This window comes from Neorhizobium sp. JUb45, assembly GCF_004343585.1.
In the GTDB taxonomy this organism is placed as follows: domain Bacteria; phylum Pseudomonadota; class Alphaproteobacteria; order Rhizobiales; family Rhizobiaceae; genus Neorhizobium.
In genome coordinates this window covers 412,518-425,814 of sequence record NZ_SLYW01000004.1, presented here as the reverse complement: position 1 = coordinate 425,814, position 13,297 = coordinate 412,518, and the positions used below count along the sequence as shown (strand labels likewise).

Below are 13,297 nucleotides of genomic sequence, written 5' to 3'. Positions count from 1 at the left end.
TATATTTTGCCCCGCATCCATTTCCTGTCGTCGGGTGTCTTCCATATGCGGCCACATAACGGCTGTGTGAAACCTTGATGACTGGACGCGCCCATGTCAGCCGTGGCAACAGCAGAGACGGAATATTCGCGAACACGCGAAAGCTCATGGGGAGAGAGCGGCTTGGCCTTGGCAACAGACCAATCGACGGATCTCGAAACGGCGCTTCTGGCCTGTGCCAGGGGTGATCGCAACGGCTTGCGGCTGATCTTCGATCTCGAAGGCGGGAGGCTGGTGGCGGTGGCGCAGCGGATTCTTCGACGGCGCGAACTGGCGGAAGAGGTGGTGCAGGAGGCGTTTATCCGCATCTGGACGCATGCCCATCAGTTTGCACCGGGACGCGGTTCGGCGCGCGGCTGGATCTATGCCGTGGTGCGCAACCGGGCACTCAACATGCTGCGCGACGGCCGACGCGAGGATCTCGTTTCCGACGAGCGACTGGAAACGCTGCAGGATGCCGAACAGATGGATGAGATCATGTCGGCCTGGCACAGGCTGGATCGTGACAGCCGCCTCAAAGAATGCCTGGGCGCGCTGGAAGAGATGCGGCGGCGCGGCATTCTGATGGCCTATGTCGGCGGTTATACCCATGGCGAGATTGCCGGACGGCTGAAACTTCCGCTCGGCACGGCAAAATCCTGGATACGGCGCGGGCTTCTGTCGCTGCGGGAGTGCATGGCATGACGGTCGCACCAAAAGATTTTGCAACTTATGCCGACGAATACGTGCTGGGTCTGCTCGACGAAGCGGATGCCACCAGGCTGGACGCGCAGCTTGAACATGACACAGCCTTGGCGGATGCCGTGGCGCAGGCGCGCGAGCGTTTTCTGCCGCTCGATACCGGCATCGAGCCGGCGCGCGTGACGCCTTCCTTGTGGAACGCCATCGAGACGCGGCTGGCGGATGCGCAAGCGCCCTCCTCCATCCCCTCGGCTTCGCCACCGCGACCTGCCGCCGGCAATGACAATGCCCGCTCCGGCTGGCGGGCCGCCGCGATCTCGGCGATGGCTGCCTCGCTGATGCTGGCGGGCGGGCTGATCTGGAGCGTGACCCGCACGGCCGATCCGCTGGTGGTGGCGGTACTGCTGAACGAGGCGGGCGAGGTGCAGGCCGTGGTCGAGGACTTTGGCAATGACACGGCCAGTGTGAAACTGCTGACCGATTTTGCCGTGCCGGCGGACAAGACCATGCAGGTATGGACCTTGCCGTCACGCGAAATGGGACCGATGTCGCTTGGGCTTCTGCAGGATGCGCATTCGGCAACCTTGAGCGGTTCGGCCCTGCCGCGACCGCAGGATACCCAGCTCTACGAGATCACGCTGGAACAGGCCGGCGGCTCCCCCACCGGGCGGCCGACCGGGCCGATCCTTGCCAAGGGCTTTGCCAAGCTGGCGCGCTGAGGCAGCAGGGTCAACGTGGTGAAACCACCGCTGCGCACTTGACGCAGGTCAAGGCAGCGCCACCGCATGCGCCCATGCTTCTGTCGAAAAACGACAGGAGAGACACGCCATGTACAAACACATCCTTATCCCCACAGACGGTTCGGAGCTGGCAACCGAAGCGCTGGAAAAGGCGCTCGACCTTGCCGTGGAGATGAGCGCCAAGGCGACCGTTCTGGTCGTCGTGGAGCCGCTGCAGGCGATCACGCTCAATCCGTCGGGGCTGGAAATCGCCTATGCCGAATATGACCGGCAGGTGGAAGAGGCCGCCAAGGGCATTCTGGCCGATGCGAAGGCCGCTGCGGAAAAGCGTGGTGTGGATGTCGATCTGGAGAAGATCACCAGCACCAACCCGGCACAGGTGATCGTCGATGTGTCGGCCAAGCACGAATGCGACCTGATCGCCATCGGCTCGCGCGGGCGTTCGGGCATTTCGGCCTTCATGCTGGGGAGCGTGACGCTGAAAGTGTTGGCGCTGACGAAAACGCCGGTGCTGGTTTATCGGTGACGGCACTTGATTGAAGAGGCGTGTTCAGCAAAAATCCATCATGACTGATAACCTGCAAACACTTCGCGACATCGGCTGGCGCCTCTGGGATCCGATCGGCCTTAACGGGCCGGACGGTCCACCGGATGAGGCCATAGATGAATATGACAGCTACCTTATCGAGGCGTTCGCTATGCTGCAGGCAGGCAGCCAGATTCAGGATGTGGTCGCCATATTGATGGATATTGAAAGCGAACATATGGCGCTTGGCGAATTGCCGGACGCAGAGGAACGCGCCACACAGACGGTGCTTGAATTGAGAGCCATAGCTCTCACCCCATGAGATTGCCATAACGCACCGAATAGATGCGATCGCGGCCGAGCAGGTGCGCGACCAGCGTTTTCCGGTCAAAAATGCCCTGCATGGCCTTGTGATTGAGGTCCAGTCCGCCGGCCAGCACGCCGAAAGCCGGCATCAGCAGGCGGTGGCCATCGGTGGCGAAACAGGGACGGCGCACGTATTTTTCGCGGCGGCGCACGGTGGCTGACGGATGCAGATGGCCGGCCACCTCGCCCTTTATTCCCCCTGGGCCGGAAATCAGGCTTGGTTCGTGGCGGAAAACGAGACCGCCATAGACGAGTTCGTCGGTACTGATGCCCGGGAGGTCGGTGGTGCCGTCGGGATCGTGGTTGCCGTTGATCCAGATCCAGTCGCGACCGCGCGCCATCTCGGCGATCATGCCCCGCAGGTCGGCGGGCAAAAACTCGGAGCCGCGGCGATCGTGAAAATTGTCGCCGAGCGAGACGACGATCTTTGGATCATAGCGGGCGATGACGGCGGCGAGGATATTGAGCGTGGCGATCGTATCATAGGGCGGCAGCATCATGCCGCGGCGGGCAAAGGCGGCGCCCTTTTCCAGATGCAGGTCGGAAACCACGAGCATGCCGGTTTCCGGCAGGTAGAGACCGCCGAGCGGATCGCAGACGGCGGCGACACCGTGGATGAGGATGTCCTCGGTGGCGGGGGCTGTGGTGATCGTGGTGCGGGCGGATATGCCCAGTCGGTGCATCAAGGTCGGTTCGTCTTTCTGTTTCGGTCGGCGGTTCTTCTTTGTGCGTTGGTTTGCTTGGGGTTGGGTCCGCGGGTCAAGCCCGAGGATGACGACGGAGAGGGAAGCAGTGAACCCAAAGAACTGCTGCGGTTTGCCAGAACGCGTCGATGTGGCACCTTGGCGTTTGGTCACTATCTGTCGTCTTGGTATCACCTCTCCTTGGTCATCCTCGGGCTTGACCCGAGGACCCAGGCACAAGCCCTCAAGACATCGCCTCCGCAATCAGCTCCTCCGCAGCCTCGGCCAACACCGCATCCTGCGCTTCACCCGGAACACTTTCCTTGCCGATCTCCAGCATGATCGGCACCGCCAAGGGCGACACGCGATCGAGGTCACGGTGGGTGATGTGCCCCTTGATTCGTGCCAGCATATCGCCCAAACGGCCGATATCCAAAAGTCCCGTCGCCGCATCGCGCCGGGTTGCCTCCAGCAGCACGTGATCCGGCTCGTGGGAACGCAGCACGTCGTAGATCAGGTCGGTCGACACCGTGACCTGCCTTCCGGTCTTTTCCTTGCCGGGATGGCGGCGCTCGATCAAGCCGGAAATGACCGCACAATTGCGAAACGTGCGTTTCAGCATGTAGCTTTCATCCAGCCAGGATTCGAGATCGTCGCCCAGCATGTCCTCGTCGAACAGGTCCGACAGGCTCAAGGCACCGTCGCCGATCATTGCGCCGATATCGTTGAGGCCCCAGATGGCCAGCGAATAATCGGTGGCGACGAAGCCGAGCGGGCGGGCGCCGGCGCGCTCCAGACGGCGAGTGAGCAGCATGCCGAGCGTCTGATGCGCCAAGCGCCCCTCGAAACAGTAGGCGATCATGAAAAAGCGTTTTCCGCGCGGAAAGGTTTCGATCAGGAGTTCGTCCTGTTTCGGCAACATCGAACGTTCGAGCTGGATACTCAGCCAGTCGCGGACCTGATCCGGCAGGTTCACCCGGCGATCGGAATCGGCCAGCATGGCGCGCACCTGATCGGCCAGATAGGTGGTGAGCGGAAATCTGCCGCCGGCATAGGCCGGGATCTTTGGATCGAGCGAAAAGGCATTCGAGACGAGACACTGGTTTTCACGGATGCCTTCGAACCGCAGCACTTTGCCGGCGAACAGAAAGGTGTCGCCCTGCACCAGCTGTTCGAGAAAATACTCTTCTACCTTGCCAAGCGTCATGCCGCCCCTGCCCAAGGTTCCCTTGGCGTTGCGTTTGACGAGGCGAACATTGAGTTCGGCGGCCTCGACGATCGTGCCCAAATTCATGCGGTATTGCTGGGCGATCTGCGGATTGGAGACGCGCCAGCGGCCATCCTCCATCTTTCGAATCTTGGCATACCGCTCATAGCTGCGCAACGCATAACCGCCGGTGGCGACAAAATCGACGATGCGCTCGAACATTTCCCATGTCAGGCCGGCATAGGGCGAGGCAGAGGTGATCTCGTCGTAAAGGGCGACGGGATCGAACGGTTCGGCGCAGGCCATGCCGAGCACATGCTGGGCCAGCACATCCAGTGCGCCCTCGCCCACCGGCGGCGTGTCCTGCGCGCCAATATAATTGGCATCCAGCGCTGCCTGGCATTCCATAACTTCGAACCGGTTGGCGGGCACGAGGATGGCTTTCGACGGCTCGTCCATGCGGTGGTTGGCGCGGCCGATACGCTGGGCAAGGCGGGATGCCCCCTTGGGTGCACCGACATGCACGACGAGATCGATGTCACCCCAATCGATGCCCATGTCGAGCGTCGAGGTGGCGACGACGGCCCGCAGCCTGTTTTCGGCCATGGCCGCCTCCACCTTGCGGCGTTGGCTGGCATCGAGCGAACCGTGATGTAGGGCGATGGGCAGATTGTCCTCGTTGATGGTCCACAAAGTCTGGAACAGCAGTTCGGCCTGAAAGCGGGTGTTGACGAAGATCAGCGTGGTCTTGTGGCGCCTGATCGCCTCATAGACCTCCGGGATGGCATAGGTGGAGACGTGGCCGGACCAGGGAATGCGGCTATCGGTGCCCAGAATGGAGATGTCGGGGGCGGCCCCACCCGTCACATGAACGAGACCGGCGGGCGGTGACGGGTTTTCCCCTTGGGGAACGAGCCAGCGCTGCAGGTCCATCGGATCGGCGACTGTCGCGGACAGTCCAATCGTCTGCATGTCTGGCGCATGTTTTCGAAGGCGCGCCAGACCGAGCGAAAGGAGATGCCCGCGTTTGGAGGTGACCAGCGAATGCAGTTCGTCGAGGACGACGTATTTGAGGTCTTTGAAAAAGCGTGTCGCTTCCTTGTTGGCGAGCAGCAGCGCCACCTGTTCCGGCGTGGTCAGCAGGATATCCGGCGGATTGAGTTTCTGGCGCTGGCGTTTGGATTGCGGCGTATCGCCGGTGCGGTTTTCCACCGTCACCGCCAGCTCCATCTCGGTGACCGGCTTCAGCAGGTTGCGCTCGATATCGACCGTCAGTGCCTTTAACGGCGAGATGTAGAGCGTGTGGATGCCGGTAAAGGCCGAGCCGGGCGGGATTTTTCCGCGCGCCACGAGATCGGTCAGCGACGGCAGGAAACCGGCCAGCGTCTTGCCCGCACCCGTCGGCGCGATCAGCAGCATGTTTTCGCCGGCTTGAGCGCGGCTCAGAAGTTCGAGCTGATGGGCGCGCGGCTGCCAGCCCTTTTCCGAAAACCATTTTACGAATGGCCGGGGCAGTGCGACGGCCTGATTGCCGGGAGATTTTGCTTCGATGCGATCCACGACATGAAAGATAAGCTTTCACTTGCGGAAATGAAGAGCAGTTACCGGACGATATAACGATCCGTGCGGTGATTGATGGCGAGCGTCAGGTTGAGGGCCAATGCGGCCAGAACCGAGCAGGCAATGACAAACGGGCTGGCGACGAAGAAGGACAGGATCAGCACGACACAATCCAGCCCGAGCTGAACAAAACCGGCGCGCCAGCCGAAACGGTCCTGCAGGTAAAGCGCCAGAATGCCGAAACCGCCCAGCGAGGCGCGGTGGCGGAACAGGACCAGCATGCCGCAGCCGATCAGCAAGCCGCCGAACAAAGCGGCGGTGATGGGTTCGATGTCGGAAAAGCCGATCAGTTTCGGCAGCAGGCCGGACAGAAGAGAGGTAAGCGCGACTGCGGAAAACGTCTTGATGGTGAAGACGAGGCCGAGGCGTTTATAGGCCAGCCAGTAGAATGGCAGGTTCAGGACGAAAAAGGCGGCGCCGAAGCTGATATCGACCGAATAACGCAGCAGAAAACCTAGACCGGCCGTGCCGCCGATCATCAGATGTGCCGCCTGCAGCATGGTGACGCCGAGCGCCGCCAGCATGGAACCGGCGACGATGGCCTGCACATCCTCGATGATCGAGTGTTTTTCGGAACTGGATGCCCAAAAACCGATCGGGCCCTTCTTGTCTGATATGTTTGCCATGGTCAGCGCACCGCGATGTATCGATCAGAACGGTGGTTGATGGTGAGCAGCAGGTTGAGGATAACCGCGCTCAGCAGCGACCACAGCACCGTCATCGGGCTGACCACGAAAAAGGCGGCGGCCATGACGCAGAGGTCGAAAGCAAGCTGCACGAGGCCGGCGGGGATCTTGAAACGATCCTGAATATAGATGGCCAGAATGCCGATGCCGCCGAGCGAGGCGCGATGGCGATAAAGCCCCAGAAGTCCGAAGCCGATCAGAATGCCGCCGAGAAGGGCTGCCCAGAACGGATCGAGATGCTGGATGACGATGAATTTGCGCTCAAGTTCGGTGATGAAGGAGACCATCAGGATGGAAATGAAGGTCTTGAAGGAAAAGCCGACGCCCAGACGTTTGAAGGAGAGATAATAGAAGGGCAGGTTGACGACGAAGAACAACACGCCAAACGGAATGTCGAAAGCGTAATGCAGCAGGAAGGCGACGCCCGCCGTGCCACTGGTCAGAAACCCGGCCTGGCTGAGGAAATAAAGGCCGAGGGCTGCCACCATGGAACTGATGAACAGACCCTGTGCATCTTCCAGCTTCGTGTGGCGTGCCGGATCGAGGCTGTAAAAGCCCAGCCGGCGCTTCTGCGCGCTCTGTTCTTCGGCCAATATCGTCCCCTTGTTTTTTGGTGATTGTGCACCGCGATAGCGGCTTCATCAAGCATCATCAACAGGGCGTGATCATCATCAGCCAAAACGCAAGAAAGCGCCGCTCAGGCTGCCTTTCGCGACAGAAACAGAATGCCGTGAATGGCATTGCCGCCATCCATGCGAATGACGGTTTTTTGGCTGGCGATCCGTTCGAAGCCGTGAGCGGCGAGAAGGCCGAGAATATAATCCTCGGCGTGAGCATAGCGCATCGACTCGCGCAGCACGAAACCGTTGCCCTCTCCGGCATCCTCCACCGAAAAGGCGAACAGGCCATCGGATGTGAGAAGCTCCGTCACCAGTGGAAAGACGGTTTCCAGCGAGCCGAGATACATCAGCACATCGGCAGCGGAAACGAGATCGGCGCGGTGGCTTGCCTCCCACTCGAACAGGCCGGACTGTGCCGCCGGAAGCGTCAGATCGGACTGGCCGAGATGATCGTACAATTCCTTGCGTTCGGCGCGGGCCAGCATGTTGGTGGAAATGTCGAACCCCTCGAGACGGGTCGTCACATCACGGATTTCGGCGCCAAAAAGACCGGTACCGCAGCCGAGATCGACCGTGGTCGCAAAAGGTGCCTGCGGGCGTACCAGTGCCGCCAGCTTGCCGGGCACCGAATAATCCAGCTTCTCCACCAGCGCCGTATCAAAACGATCGGCATACTCATCGAACAGGCTTTCGACATACCGGCTCGGTGGCTGCTCGGGCACGTCTTGCGCACCCAGCAGCGCCAGTTTCAGGGTGGCGGCGAACACGTCTTCCGGGTCGAGCATCAGGGTTTCGCGATAGGCGGTGACGGCCGGCTCAACGAGGCCGGCTTTTTCGCGGTATTCACCGAGACGAAACCAGCCGGCGGCCCATTGGGGGGCAAGCTCCAGCGCCTGCTCCATCAGTTCGGCAGCGGCGGCAAACTCCTCGCTTTCACCCAGCATGCGGGCGTAATCGGCACGACGATCGGCAATCACGTCGCCGGAGGAAAACTGGTTCGTGCTCATCGGCGGCAAGGCTTTCACTGGAGTTGCGCCATCTCGCGCAAGTCATAAAAAAACTCAAGTTCTATCTGAGGAGGCAGACACATGATGCAAACATGCTTGCAGTGCGATAATGGGGCCACTATGTCTTTCGCACCCCCGCAGATGAACAAGGATGACCTCTTCCGTGAACAGTTTCCTCGGTGACTCTCCCGGCCGCACGCTTGTCAAGCTGGTGGTCGTCTGCCTCATAGTCGGCGTCGTTCTGGCATGGCTGGGCTATACGCCCGACAATATCGTCGGCAGCATTCGCTATCATTTCCTCGATATCTGGTACAACGGCTTCGAAGCGCTCGGCACGGTCGGCAATTACCTGCTGCTCGGTGCGATCGTGGTCATCCCGGTCTTCATCATCCTGCGCCTGATGAGTTTCCGGCGCTGACATGACGGAGTTTATGACACCATCGCGCCGAGGCTTTCTCGCCCTTTCAGGTGTTGGCCTTGTACTGGCCGGCTGTTCCACCGTCGGTGTTCTTTCGCCGACGCCGGGGGCGACCGACCGGACGGCGGCGGCACTGCCGCTGGTCAACGAGCTTCGCAAGAAAAACGGCCTTTCCGCCCTTTCCAGCGCCAATCCGGCCCGCAAGGCGGCAGCCGTGCAAGCCGTGCGCATGGCAAAAGCCAAGGAAATGCAGCATCTTATCGGGCTTGGTGACAGTTTTTACGACCGCATGAAAGGCAGCGATGTACCGCTGCCCGCCGCGGAAAATATCGCCAGCGGCCAGAACGAGGTGGAACGCGCAGTTCAGGCATGGATCGACAGCCCAAAACACCTGAAGAACATGCTGGACGCCTATAGCGGGCTCGGTGTGGCCGTGGCATATGCCGCGGATGGACGACCCTACTGGTCGATGATCCTCTCCAGCTAACCGGCAATGCGGCGCGGGGGCGCAAAATACGATGGGGCAGCAGGCGGCCGATCATATTGAGGATGGTGCGGCCGTGCGGCCCTTCGAGGTGACGCATAAAGGCGTGCTGTCGATCGCCGTGCCGATGACGCTCGGCTTTCTCACCACGCCGCTTCTGGGCCTGACCGCCACCGGCGTGGTCGGTCGGCTCGGTGATCCGGCAGCCCTTGCCGGTCTTGCGATCGGCGCAATCCTGTTCGACCTCATTTTCGGCAGCCTCAGCTTTTTCCGCACCTCCACCACCGGATTGACGGCGCAGGCCTTTGGCCGCGGCGACAGGCGCGAGGAACAGGCGGTATTCTGGCGCGCCTTCATCAGCGCCATCGGCCTTGGCCTGCTGATGCTGCTGGCGACGCCGCTGATATCAGCCTACGCCCCCGGCCTGATGACCGACGATGCCGCGGTTGCCGATGTCACCCGCCACTATTTTGGCATCCGCGTGCTCAGCAGCCCGATGACCTTCATCAACTTTGCCATTCTCGGCTATGTGCTCGGGCGCGGACAGGGCACGACCGGCCTGTTTCTGCAGGTCGTCATCAACGGCAGCAATATCATCCTGTCGACCTATCTCGGCCTGCATCTGGGCTGGGGCGTCGATGGCGTCGCATGGGGCACGGCCTGTGCGGAAACGATCGGCGCCGTTGTGGGCCTCATTCTGGTGTTCCGGCAGTTCATAAAAATGCCGGGCAGCCGGCCGAACCGGACCGACATTCTCGATCGCGACCGGCTGAAGGCGCTGTTCCAGCTGAATGCCGATATTCTGATCCGCTCGCTGGTGCTCAACTGCGCCTATGCGATCATGACGCGGGTCGGCTCCAGTTTTGGGGCGGTGACACTGGCCGCCAATGCGGTGCTCATGAACGTGTTCATGCTCTGCTCGTTTTTTCTCGACGGGCTTGCAGGTGCTGCCGAACAATTGGCGGGGCGTTCCGTCGGCGCGCGGTACCGGCCGGCCTTCGACCGCGCGCTGAAGCTGACGGCGCTGTGGTCTTTTGCCATGGCCGGCCTGCTGGCGCTGTTCTTCATGATTTTCGGCACATCGATGATCGATCTTCTCACCACCTCGCCGGAGGTGCGTAGCGAAGCCATGCGCCATCTCGGCTGGGCGGCGCTGACCGGCGTGACCGGCGCGCTCGCCTTCCAGCTCGACGGCGTGTTCATCGGCGCCACATGGTCGCGGGCGATGCGCAACATGATGCTGGCATCGCTCGTCGGTTTCTGTCTGGCCGTCGCCCTTCTGGTGCCGGCCTTCGGCAATCACGGCCTTTGGATCGCGCTCAACCTGTTTCTGGGTCTGCGCGGCCTGTTTCTTATCGCCATGCTGCCGTCAAAGGCGCGTCAGAGTTTTGCTGCCGCCCAGTGATCGACGCGGCTGTCGCGCAGGTCACGCACGGACGAAACCTGTTCACGGTCGAGAAGCTTTGACAGGCCGGAGACGACGCGACCGGCGAGAGCCGGACCTTCATAAACCATGCAGGAATAAAGCTGCACCAGATCGGCCCCTGCCCTGATCTTTTCCAGCGCCGTATCGGCCGAGGACACGCCGCCGACACCGATGATCGGCAGTTCCTTGCCGACCTTCTGGCGCATTTTTGCGAGAACCGCCGTGGAGCGTGCGAACAGCGGCTTGCCGGATAGGCCACCGGCCTCGCCCGCCTGCGCCTGATCGAGCAGGTCATCGCGTGACAGCGTGGTGTTGGAGACGATCAGGCCATCCAGCTGATGCGCCAGCACTTCGGCGGCAATGTCGTCCATGCCCTCTTCGGTGAGATCCGGCGCGATCTTCAAAAAAACCGGAACCTTGCGGCCGGACTTTTGCGCTTCTTCATTGCGGGCAGCAATAACAGCCGACAGCAATGCGTTCAGGCTTTCGCGCGCCTGCAGATCGCGCAGGCCGGGTGTGTTGGGTGAGGAAATGTTAGCAGTGAAATAGGTGGCGACCGAGTTGAAGCGGCGGATGCCGGCGACGTAGTCGGCGATGCGATCAGTGGCGTCCTTGTTGGCACCGATATTGACGCCGATGATGCCATTACGACGGATTTTTTGCAGGCGCGCGAAAGCTGCTTCATGGCCTTCATTGTTGAAACCGAAACGGTTGATGACGGCCTCGTCCTCGACCAGACGGAACAGCCGCGGCTTGGGATTGCCGGCCTGCGCCTTCGGGGTGAGCGTGCCGACTTCGACATGACCGAAACCGAGCCTCAGCAGCGCTTCCGGCACTTCGGCATTCTTGTCGTAACCGGCGGCAAGGCCGACCGGATTGGGAAAATCGAGCCCGGCGAGGCTGACGCGCAGGCGCGGATCGGGTCGGGCTGCGCAGGACGGCACAAGGCCGGTCTTCAGCGCGGTGATGGACATGCCATGCGCTGCTTCCGGATCGAGCAGGAAGAGACCTCGGCGGGTGACGCTTTTCAGAAGGCTCATCATGGTCTCAGATCTCCGGAAACTGGTGGCGGCCATCGGCGCCTATGACCAACGGTTTTTCCCACAAAACGGCATCGAATGTCAGAGGCGCATAGAGGTGGGGGAAGAGTTCGCCGCCGCGCGAGGGTTCCCAGCGCAGCGTGTCGCCCAGCCGGTCCACATCGACGGCGATCAGCAACAGCCCCGTCTGGCCGGCGAAATATTTGTCGGCGGTGCCTTGAGCCTGGCCTGCGGTGGACAGATGAATATAGCCATCGGCAAGATCGATCGACGCGCCATCAAAAACGCCCTTTCCTCTGGCATCAAGCCACAGGTCTTCCGTCACGATCTTGTAGATAACGTCGCTCATCATTGGTTCCCGGCTATGATTGTTTGCCGAGGCTTTGCCGCAAAGGCGGCGCTTTGTCCATGGCGAAGGTCAATCCTTTGGGAAAACGGCCTTTAGAAAAACAGGAGACAGACATGTTTTTACGTAGCACAGCAGTTGCCGCTCTCGCGGGCATGGTGGCCGTGGTTTCTGCTCCCGTTGCAACGCTGGCGCAGGATGGCGGCCAGAAACGCTTCAGCCTGGAAAAGACCGAGAGCGGTTTCGTGCGGCTGGATACAGAGACCGGCGCGCTGACGCTGTGCCGCGACGAAGGCGGACAGTTGACCTGCCGGATGGCGGCGGACGAGCGCGCGGCCTATGAGAAGGAACTCGATCTTCTCGAAAAACGTGTGACCGCACTGGAGAAGCAGGGCGGCACGGCAGCAGCCAAACCGGGCGTTCCCTCCGAACAGGAAATCGAAACCACATTGTCGATCATGGAGCGGTTCATGCGCCGTTTCTTCGGCCTGGTTCAGGAATTCCGCGAGGAAGAACAGCAGCAGACAGTGCCGAACCGCACCTGATGTGTCTCAAGTTTGAGACGAATGGAAACTGACAGTTGTGAAGTCTGTGGCCACAAGCCCTTGTGCTGAACGGCCGGCGGTATTAGAAATATGGCGAGGAGACGAGGCAGACTATGCTGTTGGGAGGCGGCGTGGGCATGCAGACACTCACCATTGTCATTGCGGATGACCACCCTCTGTTTCGCGGCGCGCTGCGGCAGGCGGTAAACGATATCGGCAACCAGCAGACCATTATCGAGGCCGGCGACTTCGCGGCAGCCAGAAAGGCGGCCGGCGACCATGCCGAGATCGACCTGATGCTGCTCGACCTCAACATGCCGGGCGTTTCCGGCTTTTCCGGGCTGACGGCGATCCGTTCCGAATTCCCCGGCTTGCCGGTGATCGTCGTATCGGCCAGCGACGACCACGCCACGATCAACCGCGCGCTCGAACTCGGGGCCTCGGGCTTCATCTCCAAATCGGCCGGGCTGGAAGATATCCGCAGGGCAGTCGATACCGTGCTCGATGGCGGCATCTGGACCGGCATGCAGGGCAGCGAACAGAAGAACGGCTCCACCGCCGACCCGACGATGACCGAGTTGATGGAGCGCATGAAAACGCTGACGCCACAGCAGAGCAAGGTGCTTTCCATGCTCGGCAAAGGGCTTTTGAACAAGCAGATCGCCTATGCGCTCGGTGTGTCCGAAGCGACGATCAAGGCACATGTCTCGGCGATCCTGTTAAAACTCAATGTCGACAGCCGCACACAGGCGGTGATCAAGCTCGGCCAGGTAAACCTTTCCATGGTCGCATGAGCGCGGCGTCTGTCGATTACACCGACAGGATTTTATTCCTCTCCATCTTTACTCCGGCGCCGGCTTTGG

The 13,297-nt window shown here is 61.1% G+C and carries 16 protein-coding genes; 9 read left to right on the top strand and 7 right to left on the bottom strand.

Annotation, left to right across the window (positions count from 1 at the left end):
- Window positions 1-168: 168 nt before the first annotated feature.
- The 4 genes from EDF70_RS18890 to EDF70_RS18875 all read left to right on the top strand — a co-directional run bounded on the left by EDF70_RS18890 (window position 169) and on the right by EDF70_RS18875 (window position 2,308).
- On the top strand, window positions 169-723 hold the full coding sequence (locus tag EDF70_RS18890; RefSeq protein ID WP_245519247.1) for a sigma-70 family RNA polymerase sigma factor: 555 nt from the start codon (window positions 169-171) through the stop codon (window positions 721-723).
- The gene (locus EDF70_RS18885) at window positions 720-1,439 is read left to right on the top strand and encodes an anti-sigma factor (protein WP_132276683.1); all 720 of its coding nucleotides are present in this window, start codon (window positions 720-722) and stop codon (window positions 1,437-1,439) included. Before EDF70_RS18890 ends, EDF70_RS18885 begins: the two co-directional genes overlap by 4 nt.
- 109 nt (window positions 1,440-1,548) lie before the next feature.
- Window positions 1,549-1,986 (top strand): universal stress protein, encoded by a 438-nt coding sequence (locus tag EDF70_RS18880; protein ID WP_132276681.1) that lies wholly within the window; start codon window positions 1,549-1,551, stop codon window positions 1,984-1,986.
- A gap of 40 nt (window positions 1,987-2,026) precedes the next feature.
- Window positions 2,027-2,308, top strand: coding sequence for a hypothetical protein (locus tag EDF70_RS18875; protein WP_132276679.1), 282 nt, complete (start codon window positions 2,027-2,029; stop codon window positions 2,306-2,308).
- On the opposite strand, the gene pdeM is transcribed toward EDF70_RS18875, so the two are convergent.
- The 5 genes from pdeM to EDF70_RS18850 all read right to left on the bottom strand — a co-directional run bounded on the left by pdeM (window position 2,298) and on the right by EDF70_RS18850 (window position 8,175).
- Window positions 2,298-3,035, bottom strand: coding sequence for a ligase-associated DNA damage response endonuclease PdeM (gene pdeM / locus EDF70_RS18870; protein WP_132276859.1), 738 nt, complete (start codon window positions 3,033-3,035; stop codon window positions 2,298-2,300). The two genes, EDF70_RS18875 and pdeM, sit on opposite strands and share 11 nt — an antisense overlap.
- A gap of 244 nt (window positions 3,036-3,279) precedes the next feature.
- Entirely contained in the window at window positions 3,280-5,793 is a 2,514-nt protein-coding gene (locus tag EDF70_RS18865; protein WP_245519246.1) for a ligase-associated DNA damage response DEXH box helicase, read from the bottom strand.
- 50 nt (window positions 5,794-5,843) lie between these two features.
- Window positions 5,844-6,488 (bottom strand): YitT family protein, encoded by a 645-nt coding sequence (locus EDF70_RS18860; protein ID WP_132276675.1) that lies wholly within the window; start codon window positions 6,486-6,488, stop codon window positions 5,844-5,846.
- Between the two features lie 2 nt (window positions 6,489-6,490).
- Window positions 6,491-7,141, bottom strand: a complete 651-nt coding sequence (locus tag EDF70_RS18855; RefSeq protein WP_245519231.1) for a YitT family protein — start codon at window positions 7,139-7,141, stop codon at window positions 6,491-6,493.
- Window positions 7,142-7,245: 104 nt separating this feature from the next.
- Window positions 7,246-8,175, bottom strand: coding sequence for a methyltransferase (locus EDF70_RS18850; RefSeq protein WP_132276673.1), 930 nt, complete (start codon window positions 8,173-8,175; stop codon window positions 7,246-7,248).
- Window positions 8,176-8,326: 151 nt separating this feature from the next.
- On the opposite strand from EDF70_RS18850, the gene EDF70_RS18845 reads away from it, so the two are divergent.
- From EDF70_RS18845 to EDF70_RS18835, 3 genes are read left to right on the top strand one after another with little or no spacing between them, the layout of a single operon-like run.
- Window positions 8,327-8,593, top strand: coding sequence for a DUF6460 domain-containing protein (locus EDF70_RS18845; protein WP_132276672.1), 267 nt, complete (start codon window positions 8,327-8,329; stop codon window positions 8,591-8,593).
- A 1-nt stretch (window position 8,594) separates the two neighbouring features.
- The gene (locus EDF70_RS18840) at window positions 8,595-9,080 is read left to right on the top strand and encodes a CAP domain-containing protein (RefSeq protein WP_132276670.1); all 486 of its coding nucleotides are present in this window, start codon (window positions 8,595-8,597) and stop codon (window positions 9,078-9,080) included.
- A 31-nt stretch (window positions 9,081-9,111) separates the two neighbouring features.
- A complete protein-coding gene (locus EDF70_RS18835; RefSeq protein WP_132276668.1) occupies window positions 9,112-10,482 on the top strand; it encodes an MATE family efflux transporter in 1,371 nt (456 codons plus the stop codon).
- Here the strand turns inward: EDF70_RS18835 and EDF70_RS18830 are convergent.
- Entirely contained in the window at window positions 10,458-11,546 is a 1,089-nt protein-coding gene (locus EDF70_RS18830; protein WP_132276666.1) for a quinone-dependent dihydroorotate dehydrogenase, read from the bottom strand. The genes EDF70_RS18835 and EDF70_RS18830 overlap by 25 nt on opposite strands.
- A 4-nt stretch (window positions 11,547-11,550) precedes the next feature.
- A complete protein-coding gene (locus EDF70_RS18825; protein WP_348639726.1) occupies window positions 11,551-11,892 on the bottom strand; it encodes a DUF952 domain-containing protein in 342 nt (113 codons plus the stop codon).
- A gap of 113 nt (window positions 11,893-12,005) precedes the next feature.
- Between EDF70_RS18825 and EDF70_RS18820 the strand changes: the two genes are divergently transcribed.
- Complete coding sequence (locus EDF70_RS18820; RefSeq protein ID WP_165932064.1) at window positions 12,006-12,434, top strand: hypothetical protein; 429 nt, start codon at window positions 12,006-12,008, stop codon at window positions 12,432-12,434.
- Window positions 12,435-12,571: 137 nt separating this feature from the next.
- Window positions 12,572-13,228, top strand: a complete 657-nt coding sequence (locus tag EDF70_RS18815; protein ID WP_132276662.1) for a response regulator transcription factor — start codon at window positions 12,572-12,574, stop codon at window positions 13,226-13,228.
- Window positions 13,229-13,297 lie beyond the last annotated feature (69 nt).

Bases quoted from the DNA above. Each gene is read 5' to 3' on its own strand.
- EDF70_RS18875 (WP_132276679.1), top strand. From the start codon at position 2,027: ATGACTGATAACCTGCAAACACTTCGCGACATCGGCTGGCGCCTCTGG.
- EDF70_RS18885 (WP_132276683.1), top strand. From the start codon at position 720: ATGACGGTCGCACCAAAAGATTTTGCAACTTATGCCGACGAATACGTG.
- EDF70_RS18815 (WP_132276662.1), top strand. From the start codon at position 12,572: ATGCAGACACTCACCATTGTCATTGCGGATGACCACCCTCTGTTTCGC.
- EDF70_RS18820 (WP_165932064.1), top strand. From the start codon at position 12,006: ATGTTTTTACGTAGCACAGCAGTTGCCGCTCTCGCGGGCATGGTGGCC.
- EDF70_RS18835 (WP_132276668.1), top strand. From the start codon at position 9,112: ATGGGGCAGCAGGCGGCCGATCATATTGAGGATGGTGCGGCCGTGCGG.
- EDF70_RS18830 (WP_132276666.1), bottom strand. From the start codon at position 11,546: ATGATGAGCCTTCTGAAAAGCGTCACCCGCCGAGGTCTCTTCCTGCTC.
- EDF70_RS18850 (WP_132276673.1), bottom strand. From the start codon at position 8,175: ATGAGCACGAACCAGTTTTCCTCCGGCGACGTGATTGCCGATCGTCGT.
- pdeM (WP_132276859.1), bottom strand. From the start codon at position 3,035: ATGCACCGACTGGGCATATCCGCCCGCACCACGATCACCACAGCCCCC.
- EDF70_RS18840 (WP_132276670.1), top strand. From the start codon at position 8,595: ATGACGGAGTTTATGACACCATCGCGCCGAGGCTTTCTCGCCCTTTCA.
- EDF70_RS18845 (WP_132276672.1), top strand. From the start codon at position 8,327: ATGACCTCTTCCGTGAACAGTTTCCTCGGTGACTCTCCCGGCCGCACG.
- EDF70_RS18880 (WP_132276681.1), top strand. From the start codon at position 1,549: ATGTACAAACACATCCTTATCCCCACAGACGGTTCGGAGCTGGCAACC.
- EDF70_RS18860 (WP_132276675.1), bottom strand. From the start codon at position 6,488: ATGGCAAACATATCAGACAAGAAGGGCCCGATCGGTTTTTGGGCATCC.
- EDF70_RS18825 (WP_348639726.1), bottom strand. From the start codon at position 11,892: ATGAGCGACGTTATCTACAAGATCGTGACGGAAGACCTGTGGCTTGAT.